Origin of the sequence: Hymenobacter cyanobacteriorum (assembly GCF_022631375.1) — a bacterium.
GTDB classification, from domain to species: domain Bacteria; phylum Bacteroidota; class Bacteroidia; order Cytophagales; family Hymenobacteraceae; genus Hymenobacter; species Hymenobacter cyanobacteriorum.
On record NZ_JALBGC010000001.1, the window covers coordinates 230051 to 246287 of the forward strand.

Sequence of the window (16237 nt, forward strand, 5' to 3'; positions counted from 1 at the left end):
GATGCTTCGACTGCGCTCAGCATGACGTTCTTTTTTATTTCTATTCGATTATTACCGATTGTTCATCACCCGAAACTGCTCGTCCAGCTCTGCCCGCGAGGCCAGGCGCGAAACCTCGGAAGTTCCGTAACCTACCTCCTGCTCGCCGGTAGCCAGCCGGCCCATTACGGAGTCAGCAAACTCGTCCACATTCACTCCGAACGTGTGCAGGCCCGGGCCGCCGAGGTCGGTATTCACGGCCGGGGGCACGATTTCGAGCACGGCAATGCCTTCCGGCTTCAACTGATGGCGCAGCGAGAGCGTGAAGGAATGCAGCGCCGCTTTGGTGGCACTGTAGATGGGCACGAAGGCGGCTGGCGCGAACGATAGGCCCGAGGTCACGTTGATGATGGCCGCGCCCGGCCGCTGGCGCAAGTGCGGCACCAGCAGCGTGCTGAGGTGAATGGGCGCTTCGACGTTGATAACCAGCTCCTGACGGCGGGTTTCCCAGTCGGTGGCGTGGTCGTGGGCCAGCTGGATGCGGTTCTGGATGCCGGCGTTGTTCACCAGCACGTTCAAATTCGGGTAGGTGGCGGTGGCCCAGAGCACGAGTTCCTGGCGCTGGGCGGGGTCGGCGATGTCGCACTGGCGCACCACCAGGCCGGGGTAATTCTGCTGGGCGAAAGTCAGTTTATCGTCGCGGCGGCCCACAATGATGACGGTGCTGCCGGCCCGCAGGAAGCGCACGGCCAGCGCCAGGCCGATGCCCGAAGCGCCGCCGGTGAGAAGAATAGTGTTGGTGGCAAGGTTCATATGCGAAGCGGCAAATGGAGGTGATACGGCCTAGCCAACAATGCAGCCGCCTGCCGGGTTATGGCGGGCCCGAAATAAGCCCGGCGCTACCTGCGCTGCGCCCTTACCTTGCAGCTTCATCCGCGCCAATTTCTGTTTTCCCATGATTAAACTCGAACCCTTCACTTCCGACGATTTCACCCAGCTCATGGAATGGGTCGACGACGAGCGCCTGATGAAAGAGTGGAGCGGGTCGATGTTTTCCTTCCCACTTACCGAGGCCGGTCTGAGCTGGTACATTGAAGGCTCAAACGATGTGAACGACCCCAACGTGTTCATCTACAAAGCCGTCGACTCGAAAACCGGCGTCACGGTGGGCCACATTTCGCTGGGCGGCATCAGCCAGCGCGACCGGGCCGGACGCATCACCCGCGTGCTGGTGGGCAACAGCACCGAGCGCCGCCGCGGCATCTGCCAGGGCATGGTGAAGGCGCTGCTGCGCATCGGCTTCGAAGACCTGCAGCTGCACCGTATCAGCCTGGGCGTCTACGACTTCAATCACGCGGCCATCAACTGCTACCTCAAGTGCGGCTTCCAGGAAGAAGGCCGCATGCGCGACGTGGTGCGCCACGGCGACGGCTACTGGACCCTGGTGGAAATGGGCATTCTGGAAGATGAGTGGCGGGCGCTACACCCCAAGGCCGCCGCGCCTGCGCCCCATGCCTAATCCAGCAATTTCGTATCCGTCAGCTGCTCGCTGAGCGCCCACAATTGCCGGGCATGCTCGGGTGTGTTGAAGGAGTTTTTCACCGGCGTGGTTTTTTTCTTGTCGAAATAACCGCCGCTGGTGCTGGCCACGGCCGGGTCGGAAGCCAGGAAAATACTGGTTTCGGCACCTTTCGCCGCCGAAATCATGAACGGCCGGCCCAGCTGCACGAAGAAGCTCATCAGGCCATTGGCCCCGCTGCCGAAGCTGCTGGCCACCACGCCGGGGTGCAGCGCATTGGTCGTGATGTTGGCGAGGCCGTGCGCCCGCAGGCGGCGGGCCAGCTCCTGCGTGAACATGATGTTGAAGAGCTTGGTGTTGGCGTACACGGCCAGCGCATCGTAGCTGCGCGTCGATTGCGGGTCGGCCAAGTCGGGGCGCGCCATGCGGTACACGGTCGAGGCCACGTTCACGACGCGGGCGGCCGGGCTGGCTTTCAGCTTATTGAAGAGCAGGCTGGTGAGCAGAAAAGGCCCGAGGTGGTTGGTGGCCAGGCCCAGCTCGTAGCCCTGCGGCGAAACCTGCCGCTCGGCCCCCAGAATCAGGCCGGCGTTGTTGACCAGCACATCGAGGCGCGGATACCTGGCGTTGAACTCGGCGGCGGCGCGGCGCACCTGGTCGAGGTCGGCAAGGTCGGCCAGCAGCACGTCCACGTTCTCGTGGCCGGCAGCGGCTTTGATTTCCTGTTGGACTTCGGCAGCTTTTGCCGCATTGCGGGCCAGAATGACGACGTGCGCGCCCATTCGGGCCAGTTCGGTGGCCGTGACCTGGCCAATGCCGGATGTGGCCCCGGTAACGAGGGCAATTTGATGCTGAAGGTTGGCCATGAGAAATCGACTTTAACGGATATTGCCTGCGCTAACGTAACCCTGGTGCGAATACTTGGTTTTAGCAGAAGAAATACGCTAACTGCCGGCCCCGCGCCGGCCACTACCCTGCTGCCCATGCGCGCGTTGCTCCTCATCGATATTCAGAACGACTTTTTGCCCGGCGGCCAGCTGGCCGTGCCGGCCGGCGACGAGATTATCCCGCTCGTAAACCGCCTGCAAGCGCAGTTCGACCTCGTGGTGGCCACCCAGGACTGGCACCCGGCCGGCCACCAAAGCTTTGCCAGCAGCCACGCCGGCCGCAGCCAGTTCGAGCAAATCGACCTGCACGGCCTGCCCCAGGTGCTCTGGCCCGACCACTGCACCCAGGCCAGCTACGGCGCAGCCCTGGCCCCCACCCTGCAAACCGAGCGCATCGAGGCCATCTTCCGCAAGGGCATGAACCCGGAAATTGATAGCTACAGCGCATTTTTCGACAACGGCCACCGCAAAAGCACCGGCCTGGCCGACTACCTGCGCGGCCGGGGCGTGACCGATGTGGTGGTAGCCGGCCTGGCCGCCGACTACTGCGTGTACTACTCGGCCCTCGATGCGCTGGCCGCGGGCTTCGCCACCGCCGTCGTCACCGATGCTACCCGCGCCATCTCGCCCGAAGGCTGGGCCGCCGCGCAGGCCGACCTCGCAGCCAAAGGAGCCCGGCTGCTGGGCTCGGCTTCGGTATAAAATAAAACGGGCACCCCAACGCCGAACTTCGGGGTGCCCATTGCCGCTCAGCCCACTGGCTGCTACAAACGCTTGCTCAGCAGCAGGCCCGAGTAGGCGTAGCCGTTGGCGTTCAGGCCCTGCATGGGCACGAAGCTGACACCGTGGCGGCCAGCTACTTTGTGCAGCTGCGGCACCGCAATGCCCATGGTGGTGCCCACCACGTAGCCCACAATGTTGTCAGACAAAAAATGCTTGCCGGCCTCGATGCGGAAGTAGGCCACGGCCGCCGGCACCACGGCCGCCGCGCCCCACACGAGGCCCTCGCCCGCGTAGCCGGGGTTGAAATCGTGCAGCACTTTGGCGGCAAAGAAAGTGGCGGTGGCCGTGTGGGCCGTGTGGCCGGCGAAGAAGGAGTTGGTGGCGATTTTGCCCGAGCGGCCGCCGCCGCCCTCGGAGCCATACAGATAGGGCCGGTAGCGGTAGATGTTGCCCACCGAGGTGGTAAACAGCGCATCCGAGGCCAGCATGGTTTCGACGTAGAGGCCCAGAATCTGGCCATAATGGCTGCGCACGTCCTTGTTCAGGGCCAGCAGGCCGGGCGCGATGGCCAGCGTGGGGTAGCAGAGCAGGTCGCTGGCGGTCTGGGCACGGTCGCTGTACCACCCGGCCGAGAAGCGGTCGAAGCTCGGCACGTCTTCTTTTTTCAGGTTGGCCAGTTCCGCATCACTCAGGCCACTCTTTTGCTGCACGCGGTAGAGGCCGTAGGCACTAACCGCGCCCAGGCCCAGAATGATGGGGCCATCGACGGCGAAGCGGGTGTGGTAGGGCGAAGCCACTTGCTGGGCCTGAGCGGCCGGGGCAGCGGCCGTGCCCAAGGCCGTTGCAAGACAAAGGGTGGTAATGAATTTCATGGGGAAACGTAATGTCAAGCTTAAAAAGCTGATGAAACGGTGCACCGCGGAGGAAGGTTGAGCTTAGCGCCGGGCAGGCGCACCCCGGCGGTTGAACGCTCTGATTAACAGTTTCAGAAACCTGTTGCTCATTCAAGAACCCTTGCGCAGCCCTGCCGTAAACAGGGCACGACTTATCCACCCTGTATCCGCTTTTCAATTTAATGCCATGACCAAGACGTTGTTGTCCACCCTCATTCTTTCCGGTCTGCTCGCCCTCACGGCGCAGGCGCAAACCACTCCCGCTACGCCGGCTGGCAACCACACCGCCGGCACCACCAGCAACCCGGTTGACCCGACCAGCAAAACCGGGCAGGCCGTGAGTGGTACCAACCGGAACAGCTCGCCCCGCAACATGGCCCCCGACCGGCCGACGACCCCGGGCAACCACACCGCCGGCACCACCGACAACCCAGTGGACCCAACCAGCAAAACCGGCCAAGCGGTAAGCGACAGCAAGCGCTCGACCGACATGAGCACCCGCAAAACCCGGAAAACCAAAACCCGCGTCTCGTATTAGCGTTCTGCCGCAAGCAGCAAACGAAAACCCCCACAAGCGCCTGCTTGTGGGGGTTTTCGTTTGTAAACCAGCTCGCGAACTACGTTGGTTGCTACAAGTACGACAGCCACCAGTAGCTGTGCTGCTGCTTGTAGCCCTGGTACCAGCGGCAGGGCCAATAGAGAATAAATATCACCGCAGCCCATACCACATAGGCCCGCGTCAGGCTGGGTTCGTAGCCGACGGGCCAGTCTTTGGGGTCGGCAAACGAGAAGTTGAACGGCTTGCCGAAGGCCAGGTACGTCCACACCCAGGCCGCGCCGCTGATGAGCAGCAGGTGCAGCAGGTAATAGAAAAACGGCACTTTCCCGAAGGTGCGCAGCCAGCGGCTGAGGGGGCCGGTGGCGGTTTCGGCCACGCTCAGCAGCCACAGCGCCACGCCCTGCGTGAGGCAGACGAACAGTAGCGAGGGCGGATATTTGGTAATGTTGAGGAATGACAGCAGGGTGTACAGTGGCCCGCGTGGCTGCACGCTCCAGGGCTGGGGGTCGCCGTACCAATTGGTGGCCCGCAGCGCCACGAACAGCACGAGCAGGGCCGTGCCTGCCAGGCGCAGGCGCCGGTTGCGCTCGGGCAGCGGCAGCCGAAACCACGGCCCCAGCACGTAGCCGGCCAGCATCAGGCCCAGCCACGGCACGAAGGAATACGGCACCAGCAGCGGCGGCAGCCCCGGCAGCGGCAGCAGAAACGGCCCGTTGTGCAGCAGCGCCCAGATGGCGTTATCGCTCGTTACGGGCTGAATGTTGGGCAGCAGGTTGTGCCCGGCAATGATGAGGAAGGCCAGCGCCGCCAGCACCCCGCGCGGCAGCCACACCAGCCCCGCCAGCACCACCATGCCCCAGCCAATGGCCCAGATAACCTGCAGCAGAATGAGGTTGAACGCGCCCCATTGCAGAATAAAATTGATAACGACCACTTCGAGCACCACCAGCCACAACCCCCGCGAAAGCAGAAACCGGCTCAACTGCGGGCGGCTGCCCAGCTTTTGCTGCAACAGGAAGATGCTGCACCCCGACAGAAAAACGAAGGTGGGCGCACAGAAGTGGGTAATCCAGCGCGTGAAAAACAGCAGGGCCGAGGCATTTGCCACGTCTTCGGGCCGCACCCGCGTGGGGCTCCAGAACTCGCGGATGTGGTCGAGGGCCATGATGACCATGACCAGGCCGCGCACCACGTCGATGGCCTGCACGCGGGCTACGGCAGCGCGGCCGGTGGGCGGGGTGGAAAGAGTAGCAGCGGGCGACATAGGCAAACGGGTTGAAGGGCAGGCAAGGTAGGCGCTTTCCCGGAAAACCCAACCAGCACTTTCCTAGTCTTTTACCGTGGTGCCGTGCACGGCCAGCGCGTCGCCCAGCAGCCAGTGGCGCAGAAACACGGGGTCGGCCGACACCTTGCCCAGCACCCGGTACTTCGACGGCAGGGCGGTGCTGGTTTCGGCGGCCTCGCGCACCACCGTGCCCGGGCTCAGGATGGTAGAATGCACCATCTGGACGGCCCCGTCTGCCCGCACCCGCAAAAACGCGGCGTGGAAATCGAGACCCAGCACGTACAGGCCCGGCCCCAGCGCCTGCGCCTGGCGCACAAAATCGGCCGGGCTCAGGCCCCGGTAGCGGGTGATGTAGGCTTCCGAAGTCAGGTTTTTGATGAGGACCTCGGAGGCTTGTTTGGCCAGCACGGTGCGCTGCAGGCGCAGCCCGGCATCGTGGAGCGCGGTCGTGACGAAGTAGCCGCAGGCGATGCTGCCCCGCCGGGGCTCCCAGCTGTTGCCGTAGAATGACCACGGCGTGCCCGCCCAGGCCGGAAAAATGGCGCTGTCAAGCTCGGCGAGGAGCAGCTGGCGGGCCGCGCCCAGGCAGGCGGCGCGCCGGGCGGCGGTGCGGGCCCGGCGGTAGCGGGCGGCCAGCTGCTGGCGGCGGCGGTCGAATCGGTGCAGGCGGGCCCGGTATGCCGGGGCCGAAAAAGCAGTCGGTGCGGCCGGCATTTCGGGGCTGGTAGCGGACGTGTCGGGGGCGGCCGGCTGCCCGGAGCAGCCGCACAGGCCGGCGAACAGCAGCGCTGCTACAACAAGAGGTTTCATACCGGAACAGGGGCCGGCAGCATCAGGTACCGGCCCGATTTCCAACGGAAAACGGGTGGAATATTGTGCATCGTCCGGTGCCGTCGACAAGCTCGTCTTTACGCCTGGCAACAGTCCGTGGCAACGGCCGCCGGGTTTTTCCCGTTGCCAGGCAAGCGCTTGCTTCGCCCCTGTCCCTTATGCCCCTCCGCTTCCTGTTATTTCTGCTGCTACTGGCCGCGCCCGCGGCGCCGGCCGCCGCTTATTCCGTGCTCACCCACCAGGCCATCGTCGATACCACCTGGAATAGCTGCATTGCCCCGCTCCTGCAGTACCACTACCCCGGCGGCACTCCTGACGAAATGAACAAAGCCAAGAGCTACGCCTACGGCGGGGCCATTTTGCAGGACATGGGCTACTACCCGCTGGGCTCCACGCTCTTCACCAACCTCACGCACTACGTGCGGGCCGGCGACTTTGTGCGCAACCTGCTGCGCCAGGCCCGCAACCGCAACGAGTACGCCTTTGCCCTGGGTGCGCTGGCCCACTACGCGGCCGACAACACCGGCCACCCCGAGGGCACCAATATCATTATTCCGACGGTATACCCCGATTTGAAAGCCAAATTCGGGCCGGTGGTGACGTACGAGCAGTCGCGGGTGCGGCACACCGAAATGGAATTTTCCTTCGATGTGGTGCAGGTGGCCGCCGGGCGCTACCGCAGCCAGGAGTACCACAAATCCATCGGCTTTCGGGTGAGCAAGCCGGTGATGGAGCGTGCCTTTCGCGAAACCTACGGCATCGAGATGAAGCAGATTTTCTTCAGCGTGGATGCCAGCGTGGCCATGTTCCGCTTCGCCGTAAACCAGCTGCTGCCGGCGGCAGCCCGGGCGGCCTGGCACCACAAGCACGACGAAATCCGGGACCTGAGCCCGCGCGCCCGGCGCGGCGACTCGCTCTACCACAACAACCGCCGCGAGTACCGCCGCGAGTTTGGGCACGACTACGAGCGGCCCGGTTTCGGAGCGCGCCTGATGGCGGGCGTGCTGAAGGTGCTGCCCAAAATCGGCCCCCTCAAGCCTTATGCCTTCACCCTGCCCGATGTGCCGGGCGCTATCCAGTTCCACCGCAGCTACCAGGCTTCGGTGGCCCGGTATTGCACCCTGGTGCAGGAGCAGCCGGCCGATACCACCCACACCCTGAAGCTGGCCGACACCAACCTCGACACCGGCGCGCCCACCCAGCCCACCGCCTACGTGCTGGCCGACCGCACCTACGGCGAGCTGCTGCGCCAGCTGCACCGGCGCAAGTTCAAAAACCTTACTCCTCCCCTGCGCCGGGCGCTGCTGAGCTACTTTGCCAACGGCATTCCGGTGCCCAACCGCGAAACCGACCGCGACGACGACAACGCCCGCGAGGCCCGCAAATACCGCCAGGAAACCGAGGAGGCCCTGGCTGCGCTGCGCGCCTTGCCGGAGCCCGCAAAGGCACCGCGCACCCGCGGCTAACGGCCGGCCAGTGGCAACGCCTGCAGCTCCTGGGCCAGCCGGTCGTTGGCAAACCGGAAGCTGACGCTGCCGCCATCGGTGCGAATGGTGGTGCTGTAATACGTGCTCCAGAAGGCTTTTTCGGTGAGCACCGGGCCAATGGCCGCCCACGGAATCAGCAGAGGCGGGTGGCCCACCTGAAACAGGAAAAAGGCTTCCAGCGCCAGCCCCTCGGCCTGGGTGCCGGCCCGGATGACGCTCTGGTAGCGCACGCCGTTCAGCTGCGCCCAGCCCAGCGACGTGCGCGGCCCCGGCAGCGGCGCGGGCACTTGGTACTGCGCCAACCGCTGCCAGCCGGCCAGCGACAGCAGCTTCACAATCAGGCACCAGAAAGCCGCGAAGCCGCCCAGGCCCACGATAATTGCGACGGGCAGCAGGAAAAAGTATTTGCTCATGCGGCACAAGTACGGGCCGGGCCGCGGCATTTGGTGCCCGCGCCTTGCTGGCCAGGCTCAACAGTTGGGCCGCGAGTACGTATGCCGTGAAGCGTTTAACTTCAAACCGGCAGTTGCATGCAAAGGCTTTTGTGGGGGCGGCTCAGTCTTTTTTGGCTGATAGTTTTGTTGGCGACGGCCGTGGCGCACGCCACTGTGCCGCCCGCCGCGCTGCCCCTGCGCCCCAACCCGGCGCGCTTCGTGAACGACCTGGCCGGCGTGCTTACGGTGGAGCAGCGCCTGGCCCTGGAGCAGAAGCTGCAGGCCTACAACGACTCGACCACGACCCAGATTGCGGTGGTGCTGCTGAAGACGGTGGCACCCTACGAAGTGGCCGACTACGCCCAGCAGCTGGGCGAAGCCTGGGGCGTGGGCCAGCAGGGCCGCAACAACGGCATCGTGATTCTGGTGGCCGTCGACGACCGCCGATTGGCCATCCAGACGGGCTACGGGATGGAGGAGCGGGTGCCGGACTACGTAACCGGCCTCATCATTCAGCAGCAGTTTCAGCCCGATTTCAAGCTGAAACGCTACTACGAAGGGCTCGACCACGGAATCGACGTGATTATTCACCGGGCGGCGGGCGCGTTTTCGCCCCTCACGCCGCACCCGGCCCCGTGGTCGGCGCAGCCGTGGTGGGTGTGGCTGATATTGCTCACGCTGGTGCCCCTGGGCCTGGGCGTGATGTACGTCATGTTCTTCAAGGTGGGCTTGTCGGGCAGCAGCTCGGGGCCGCGCACGCGCTCCACGCTCAGCAGCTCGTCGAGCAGCGGTTCGTCCTCATCAGGCAGTAGCTCCAGCAGCTTCGGGGGCGGCAGTTTTGGGGGCGGGGGCAGCAGCGGGAGCTGGTGATGCTGTTTCCTGGCGGGACTATGTCTTCCGGTTTCTCGCCGGCGTTTTGCGACGGGCCGGCGCGCTGCTGGTTTCCCGGTTTCTTCCCAACTTGCCTCGCATGATGCGAACCTACCTGTGGGCGGCTCTGCTGCTGGCCGCGCTGCCCGCCGCCGCCCAACGAGCCAAAGTCACCAAAGCCACCGTGTTTAAGGACGTGGACGGCCACGTTATCTCCAAAGACGAGTTCAAGGCCAAGCTGCGCACCGGCCAGTTTGCCGTGTACGACTACCAATCCCAGGGCCGCGCCTTCACCTCGATTTCGCTGCGCAAAGCCGACACGCCCGATGCCGTCCGCACCCAGGCCCTGGCCCCGGCGCGCACGTTCGGCACGGCCGCGCCCGCCTTCAGCGGCGTGGATGTGCGCACGGGCCAGGCGCTGACGCTGGCGGCGCTGCGGGGCAAAGTGGTGGTGGTGAATTTCTGGTTTATCCGCTGCCCGTACTGCATCGAGGAAATGCCGAACTTCAAGAAGCTCACGGCCACCTACCACGACAACCCCGACGTAGTGTTCGTGTCGCTGGCGCGCGACAAGCCCGAGGCGCTGCGCAAGTTTCTGGCCACGCGCGGCGATTTTGGCTTCGCGGTGCTGCCCGAGATGAGCGACGTGGCCCAGCAATTTGGCGTGCTGGGCTACCCCACCACGGCCGTCATCGACCGCCAGGGCCGCTTCACCTACGACCAGGAATACACCGACAACACCGCGCGGCTAAACGAGGCCATCGGGCGGGCCCTACTTCCCTAAGCCAGGCAGTTAGCGCCACCACCCAATTGTTGGCCCGCGCAGGCGCCCGCCACGCCGTGGCTACGTAAGCACTATCGCGGCCCCTGCCTGGCCCACTTTTGCTCATGGATATCCGCCCCCGCGACGACGCTGCCCGCTGGCAGCAAAAAGCTTACAGCATCATTTTCGAATCGGATACGCCCGCCGGGCGCGCCTTCGACATTGGGCTGCTGGCCGCTATTGTGCTGAGTGTGCTGGCCGTGATGCTGGAAAGCGTGCGCAGCATCGCGGCCGAGTACGGCCATTTTCTGCGGGCCGTGGAGTGGTTTTTCACCGGCCTGTTCATCATCGAGTACCTGATGCGGCTGCTGGTGGTGCGCCGCCCGCTGGCCTACGCGCTCAGCCTGCTGGGCATCATCGACTTCCTGGCCATTGTGCCCACGCTGGCCACGCTGCTGCTGGCCGGCAGCCGCTACCTGATGGTGATTCGGACGCTGCGGCTGCTGCGGGTGTTTCGCATTTTCAAGCTGGGCCGCTTCGTGGGCGAGGGCGAGTTCATTGTGAACGCGCTCAAGGCCAGCCGCTTCAAAATCCTGGTGTTTCTGGCCGCGGTGGTGTCGCTGGCCGTGGTGGTGGGCACGTTGATGTACGTGGTCGAGGGCGGCCAGAACGGCTTTACCAGCATTCCGAAGAGCATTTACTGGGCCATTGTGACGCTGACCACGGTGGGCTACGGCGACATTTCGCCCGTTACTTTTTTGGGCCAAACACTGGCCTCGGTCCTGATGATAATGGGCTACGCCATCATTGCCGTGCCCACGGGCATTGTATCGGCCCAGATGGCCATGCCGGCTGCGCCCGCCGCCCCGCCCGCACCGGCCTACAAGCAAGTGGTCTGCCACGTGTGCCAGGCCGACGGCCACCGGCCCGAAGCCGAGTTTTGCTGGCGCTGCGGCGAGAAGCTGTAGGTTCGTTAGTGGGTTGGTCCCCAGGCTACTATCCCAGAAAACGGGCAATGGCGGCACTCATTTCCTGCTTCTGGCTGGCGGTCGCGCCGTCCCACATATCGTTGTGGATGGTAGTGGTGAGCTGCACGATGGTGATGCCGAACTGCGCCTGTTCGGCGGGGGTGGGCAGCACACCGGGGTCGGCCACCTGGTCGGCGGAGCGCAGTGACAGAATCCGCGGCCGCGGGGCGCGCGGAAAAGGCATGCGGCGGCTGTCGAGCGAAATCATCCGCGCCACCAGCGCCGGGTGCTCCGCGGCGAACAGCATGGCCGTGTCGCCACCGTTGGAGTGGCCCACCAGCAGCAAGTCGTTGAAATCAACACCGGGGTACTTCCGCTGTAGCGCCTGCCGCACGAACAGGATATTTTGCCCGCCGCGCTCCCAGAAAGGCCGGCGCACTTCGCGCACGTTGCCCACGGTGGGCATGGGCGCATCCGTCGGTAACTCGTGCTGGATGCTGGCCACGAAATAGCCGTGCGCCACCAAGGTTTGGGCGATGAAGGTGTAGTCGGTATTGTGTCCACCGTAGCCGTGGCTGAGAATAGCGGGTTTCAGCTGCAGCTTCGAGTGGCTGCGCGCCGGCCGGTACAGCAACACGGGAACGGCCCGCTGCCGCGCCGAATCGAACAATGCCCATTGCTCCGTCACCATTTCAGTCGGTGCGACGGGCGCGTTTTGAGCAGTGGGCGCGGCACGGCGGGAGCTGTTGGCACAGCTCGCTAGCAGCAGCGCCAGGCCGAGGAGGATGGAGGACTTCACGGCGCAAATATCTGCTACATAACGAGGCCGCAGAACGTCATGCCGAGCGCAGCCGAGGCATCTCGCGTGCTATAGTAATTTCTTCGTTCAACGATTGAATTACTATAGCACGCGAGATGCTTCGGCTGCGCTCGGCATGACAGCCTCTTCCTCCCTCCTACTTCGCTCCCGCTTTTTGCAGCAGGCGCACCACCAAGCCGGTCCAGCCGGTTTGGTGGCTGGCGCCGAGGCCGTGGCCGTCGTCGCCGTGAAAGTATTCGTGGAAGAGCAGGTTGTCGCGAAAATGCTCGTCGGTCTGGTGAATTTCGGTGGTGCCGTGGGCGGGGCGGCGGCCGTTCTCATCCTTGAGAAACAGGCGGGCGAGGCGGGCCGAGAGGGCATCGGCCACCTGCGCCAGCGTGTGCTGCTGGCCCGAGCCGGTGGGGTACTCGATGGTAAACGAGTCGCCGTAGTAGCTGTGGAAGCGCTGGAGTGACTCGATTATCAGGTAATTGACCGGGAACCACACCGGGCCGCGCCAGTTGGAGTTACCGCCGAACATGTCGGACTCGGCCTCACCGGCCACGTAGCTCACCGAGAAGCTGTCCTTCTCGCCCATGTGGTACCAGTAGGGATTGTCGAGGTGGTAGCGCGAGAGCGAGCGGATGCCGTAATCGGAGAGGAATTCGGTTTCGTCGAGCATGCGGGTGAGGACGCTGCGCAGGCGGCTGCGGCGCATCAGGCTCATGAGGTGGCGGGTGCTGTGGCCGGGCTCCTGCCAGCGGCTCACCAGCTCGGCCAGCAGCGGGCGGCGCTGGATGAGGGCCACGGCGCGGGCGTAGAACTCGGGCACGGTGTCCAGCAGCTCATCGTCGATGACTTCGACGGCAAACAGTGGAATCAGGCCCACCATGCTGCGGATGCGCAGGCGGGTGCGCGAGTCGTCGGGGGCGTGGAGGACGTCATAGTAGAACTGGTCCTGCTCGTCCCAGAGGTTGAATTTGCCACCTCCCCCGCGCGTCATGGCCTCGGCAATGTAGAGGAAGTGCTCGAAGAACTTGCTAGCCATTTCCTGGTACACGGGCGTGGTTTGGGCCAGCTCCAGCGCCATACGCATGAGGTTGAGGGCGAACATGGCCATCCAGGAGGTGCCGTCGGACTGCTCTATTTTGCCGCCGGTGGGCAGCGGCGAGCTACGGTCGAACACGCCGATGTTGTCCATGCCCAGGAAGCCGCCCTCGAAGATGTTGCGCTCGTCGCGGTCCTTGCGGTTCACCCACCAGGTGAAGGTCATCACCAGTTTCTGGAACACGGCTTCGAGGAATTCGGTGTCGCCGCGGCCGTCGTGCAGCTTGCGGTCCATCTGGTACACGCGCCAGGTGGCCCAGGCGTGCACGGGCGCATTCACGTCGCTGAAATGCCACTCGTAGGCGGGCATCTGGCCGTTGGGGTGCAGGTAGCCGTCCTGGCACAGCAGGCGCAGCTGCTGCTTGGCAAACGTGCTGTCGACCATCGCCAAAGGCAGGCAGTGGAAGGCCAAATCCCAGGCTGCGTACCAGGGGTATTCCCACTTGTCAGGCATCGAGACGATGTCGGCGTTGTGCAGGTGCCGCCAGGCGTGGTTGCGGCCGGTGAGGCGCTTGGCCGGCGGCGCGGGGCGGCCGGGGTCGCCGTCGAGCCACTGGCTCACGTCGTAGTAATAGAACTGCTTGCTCCAGAGCATGCCGGCGAAGGCCTGGCGCTGCACGTTGCGGGCATCGGGGCTGGCGAGGCCCTCCTGAATGCAGTCGTAGAACTCGTCGGCATCCTGGCGGCGGGCCTGGAAAAGCTGGTCGAAATCGGCAAACGGCGCGGCGTGTTCGGGCTGGCTGAGGCGCAGGCGCACGGTCTGGGGCTGGCCGGGCTCAATGGTGAATTGGTAGCGGGCGGCGGCTTTGGTGCCGCGCTGGGCGGGGTTCACGGCCGTGGTCTGGCCTTCCACGATGTACTCGTTGATGCCATCCTTGAAGTAACGGCCGGCCTTGTTTTTCTTCTTGCGCTTTTTGCCGAAGAGCGTGGGGCTGGTTTCGTTTTCGCAGAACAGCAGCCCGGCGGGCTGGTCGCAGTAGAGCTGGTAGCGGCCCAGGTCGCGGTGCTCGGCGGCCATCGCATCGGGTTGCGTGCGCTGGATTTCGGGGCGGTGGTCGTCGTAGCCCAGCGTCCAGGTGTTGCGAAACCAGAGCTGCGGCAGCACCGTGAGCGGCGCGGCTTCGGGGCCGCGGTTGTGGATGGTGAGCTGGATGAGCAGGTCCTGCGGGCCGGCTTTGGCGTATTCGATGAAGACGTCAAAGTAGCGGCTTTCGGCGAAAACGCCGGTGTCGAACAGCTCAAATTCGGGCTCCAGGCGGGTACGTTGGGCGTTTTGGGCGCGCAGCTCGTCGTAGGGGAAAGCGGCCTGCGGGTACTTGTACAGCATCCGCATGTAGGAGTGCGTGGGGGTGCTGTCGAGGTAATAGTACTGCTCCTTCACGTCTTCGCCGTGGTTGCCTTCGGGGTTGGTGAGGCCGAAGAGGCGCTCCTTGAGCTGGTTGTCGCGGCCGTTCCAGAGGCCGACGGCGAAGCACAGCAACTGCTTATCATCGGAGATTCCTCCTAAGCCTTCTTCGCCCCAGCGGTAGGCGTAGGCGCGGGCCATGTCGTGGCTGATGTAGTTCCAGGCGTCGCCGTGGGCCGAGTAGTCTTCGCGCACGGTGCCCCACTGGCGTTCGGTGAGGTAGGGGCCGAACTGCTTCCAGTGGGTGGTATTGGTGCGGGCTTCGGTGAGGCGGATTTGTTCTTGCATAATGGTCAGCTACTGTCGGGGCACGGCGCGGGACGGCGTTTCCCTAAGCTCCGGCTTACGCGGTTGGTCGTATCAATGGTTAACCAGCTACCATAATTTTCGCGCGGTGCCGGGGGTGGTTTTCCGGTTACGATTGCGGCGGTTCGGGCCGCGCTTCGCGCCGGTATTCGCGGCCCGGAATGCCTTGCCCGCCGTGGTACATCACCTGTTTGGCCAACTCCGTCAGGGTATCGGGCTGCCCGGCCGCAACGGCAGGCAGAAATACCACTACCTCTGCTTCAGTGAGGCGCAGGTACACTTCGTACAGGTAACTGGAGCCGCAGACGACCCGCAGGTAGTAAACACCCGCTGGCTCATCTTTCAGCAGACTGTACATCCAGGGCAGGTTTTTATAGATTTCCGTCATCGTATTGGGGTCGTTCATGCGGCGGCTCATCTCTACAGCGCCCTTACCAATCGCACGCCGCCGTAGGCGTAGCCGTTCAGGTTCAGGCCCTGCACGGGTACCAGCGACACACCCGTGCCGTGCAGCTTTTTATAAAAGTGCAGCGCCGTGAGGCCCACCGCCGCCCCGACCCCCACGCCCACGGCCGAATCGAGGAAGCGCTGCGGGGGCACGGTGGCGGGGTCGAACGCGGTGGCGGGGTCGCGGTGCAGGCGGGGCACCATGATGCCCACGGTGGCCCCCACGGCATAGCCCACGAGGTTGTCGGTGAGGAAGTGCTTGCCGGCCCGGATGCGGAAGTAGGCCACCACGGCGGGCACGGCGGCGGCCGCGCCCCACACGTAGGGCTGGGCCGGGGAGCCGGGGTTGAAATCGTGGAAAACCTGAGCGGCGAAGAAGGTGGCGGTGGCCGTGTGGGCGGTGTGTCCGCCGAAAAACGAGTCGGTGGCCACCGGGCCGTGGCGCAGCTCGCCGCCTTCGGGGCCGTAGAGGTAGGGCCGGTAGCGGTACACGGTGCCCACGGTGAGGGTGAAGAGGGCGGCGGTGCTGCTCAGGGTTTCGAGGTAGAGGCCGGCCACCTGCCCGTAGCGGCCGTGCACGTTGGGCTGAAAGGCCAGCAGCGCGGGCACCAGCGCCAGCGTGCCGTAGCAAAAGCCGTCGCTGATGAGCTGGGCCCGGGGGCTGAACCGGCCCGCCGAAAACCGGTCGAGGGCCGGGATATTGGCGCGGTCGAGGGCGGCCAGGTCGGCGTCGGTGGCGGTGCGCTTGTGCTGCACCAGCAGCAGTCCGGTGCCGCTCAGGCCCAGCAGCCCGGCCGTGAGGGGGGCCTCCACGGCGAAGCGGGTGGTGTAGGGCGAGGGGGCCTGCTGGGCGCGGGCGGCAGGGCCGGCGCTCAGCAGTAAGGCCCCGGCGAGTAGCAGCGTAGGGCAAGGCTTCATGGGGCGAAGGTCGGTTATACAAAACTGAAACGACCAGCGAATAAGGACGCGTTAAAA

General features: G+C 64.7%; 17 protein-coding genes. 7 read left to right on the plus strand and 10 right to left on the minus strand.

The genetic code is table 11. The features are described 5' to 3' along the window. Positions 1-51: 51 nt before the first annotated feature. The gene (locus MON38_RS01045) at positions 52-792 is read right to left on the minus strand and encodes an SDR family oxidoreductase (RefSeq protein WP_241934276.1); all 741 of its coding nucleotides are present in this window, start codon (positions 790-792) and stop codon (positions 52-54) included. A 142-nt stretch (positions 793-934) separates the two neighbouring features. Between MON38_RS01045 and MON38_RS01050 the strand changes: the two genes are divergently transcribed. Beyond that, entirely contained in the window at positions 935-1498 is a 564-nt protein-coding gene (locus MON38_RS01050) for a GNAT family N-acetyltransferase (protein ID WP_241934277.1), read from the plus strand. On the opposite strand, the gene MON38_RS01055 is transcribed toward MON38_RS01050, so the two are convergent. Then, positions 1495-2364 carry an SDR family oxidoreductase gene (locus tag MON38_RS01055; protein ID WP_241934278.1) on the minus strand — a complete coding sequence of 290 codons (870 nt, stop codon included), beginning with the start codon at positions 2362-2364 and terminating at the stop codon, positions 1495-1497. The two genes, MON38_RS01050 and MON38_RS01055, sit on opposite strands and share 4 nt — an antisense overlap. A 117-nt stretch (positions 2365-2481) precedes the next feature. Here MON38_RS01055 and pncA point away from each other — a divergent pair, with 117 nt between their 5' ends. Then, positions 2482-3087 (plus strand): bifunctional nicotinamidase/pyrazinamidase, encoded by a 606-nt coding sequence (gene pncA, locus MON38_RS01060; RefSeq protein ID WP_241934279.1) that lies wholly within the window; start codon positions 2482-2484, stop codon positions 3085-3087. A gap of 62 nt (positions 3088-3149) precedes the next feature. Here pncA and MON38_RS01065 read toward each other — a convergent pair whose 3' ends face one another. Then, complete coding sequence (locus MON38_RS01065) at positions 3150-3980, minus strand: phosphatase PAP2 family protein (protein ID WP_241934280.1); 831 nt, start codon at positions 3978-3980, stop codon at positions 3150-3152. A 208-nt stretch (positions 3981-4188) separates the two neighbouring features. On the opposite strand from MON38_RS01065, the gene MON38_RS01070 reads away from it, so the two are divergent. Next, positions 4189-4539 carry a hypothetical protein gene (locus MON38_RS01070; RefSeq protein WP_241934281.1) on the plus strand — a complete coding sequence of 117 codons (351 nt, stop codon included), beginning with the start codon at positions 4189-4191 and terminating at the stop codon, positions 4537-4539. A gap of 91 nt (positions 4540-4630) precedes the next feature. Here the strand turns inward: MON38_RS01070 and MON38_RS01075 are convergent, their stop codons facing one another. Together MON38_RS01075 and MON38_RS01080 are read right to left on the minus strand one after the other, a co-directional pair. Continuing rightward, positions 4631-5824 carry an acetyltransferase domain-containing protein gene (locus MON38_RS01075; RefSeq protein ID WP_241934282.1) on the minus strand — a complete coding sequence of 398 codons (1194 nt, stop codon included), beginning with the start codon at positions 5822-5824 and terminating at the stop codon, positions 4631-4633. Positions 5825-5887: 63 nt separating this feature from the next. Further along, entirely contained in the window at positions 5888-6655 is a 768-nt protein-coding gene (locus MON38_RS01080) for a hypothetical protein (RefSeq protein ID WP_241934283.1), read from the minus strand. A 179-nt stretch (positions 6656-6834) separates the two neighbouring features. Here MON38_RS01080 and MON38_RS01085 point away from each other — a divergent pair, with 179 nt between their 5' ends. Then, the gene (locus tag MON38_RS01085; RefSeq protein WP_241934284.1) at positions 6835-8142 is read left to right on the plus strand and encodes a zinc dependent phospholipase C family protein; all 1308 of its coding nucleotides are present in this window, start codon (positions 6835-6837) and stop codon (positions 8140-8142) included. On the opposite strand, the gene MON38_RS01090 is transcribed toward MON38_RS01085, so the two are convergent. Beyond that, positions 8139-8576: a hypothetical protein gene (locus MON38_RS01090; protein WP_241934285.1), complete on the minus strand. Its 438-nt coding sequence runs from the start codon at positions 8574-8576 to the stop codon at positions 8139-8141. The two genes, MON38_RS01085 and MON38_RS01090, sit on opposite strands and share 4 nt — an antisense overlap. A 180-nt stretch (positions 8577-8756) precedes the next feature. Between MON38_RS01090 and MON38_RS01095 the strand changes: the two genes are divergently transcribed. The 3 genes from MON38_RS01095 to MON38_RS01105 all read left to right on the plus strand — a co-directional run bounded on the left by MON38_RS01095 (position 8757) and on the right by MON38_RS01105 (position 11198). Then, on the plus strand, positions 8757-9467 hold the full coding sequence (locus tag MON38_RS01095; RefSeq protein ID WP_241934286.1) for a TPM domain-containing protein: 711 nt from the start codon (positions 8757-8759) through the stop codon (positions 9465-9467). 100 nt (positions 9468-9567) lie between these two features. Beyond that, entirely contained in the window at positions 9568-10251 is a 684-nt protein-coding gene (locus MON38_RS01100; protein WP_241934287.1) for a TlpA family protein disulfide reductase, read from the plus strand. A gap of 104 nt (positions 10252-10355) precedes the next feature. Beyond that, a complete protein-coding gene (locus MON38_RS01105; RefSeq protein WP_241934288.1) occupies positions 10356-11198 on the plus strand; it encodes an ion transporter in 843 nt (280 codons plus the stop codon). Between the two features lie 28 nt (positions 11199-11226). Here the strand turns inward: MON38_RS01105 and MON38_RS01110 are convergent, their stop codons facing one another. From MON38_RS01110 to MON38_RS01125, 4 genes are all read right to left on the minus strand, one after another. Beyond that, positions 11227-11997, minus strand: a complete 771-nt coding sequence (locus MON38_RS01110; RefSeq protein WP_241934289.1) for an alpha/beta hydrolase — start codon at positions 11995-11997, stop codon at positions 11227-11229. A 157-nt stretch (positions 11998-12154) separates the two neighbouring features. After that, positions 12155-14797, minus strand: coding sequence for an MGH1-like glycoside hydrolase domain-containing protein (locus MON38_RS01115; RefSeq protein ID WP_241934290.1), 2643 nt, complete (start codon positions 14795-14797; stop codon positions 12155-12157). 127 nt (positions 14798-14924) lie between these two features. Continuing rightward, positions 14925-15221, minus strand: a complete 297-nt coding sequence (locus tag MON38_RS01120) for a hypothetical protein (protein WP_241934291.1) — start codon at positions 15219-15221, stop codon at positions 14925-14927. Positions 15222-15235: 14 nt separating this feature from the next. Continuing rightward, a complete protein-coding gene (locus MON38_RS01125; protein WP_241934292.1) occupies positions 15236-16180 on the minus strand; it encodes a phosphatase PAP2 family protein in 945 nt (314 codons plus the stop codon). Between the last annotated feature and the right edge of the window lie 57 nt (positions 16181-16237).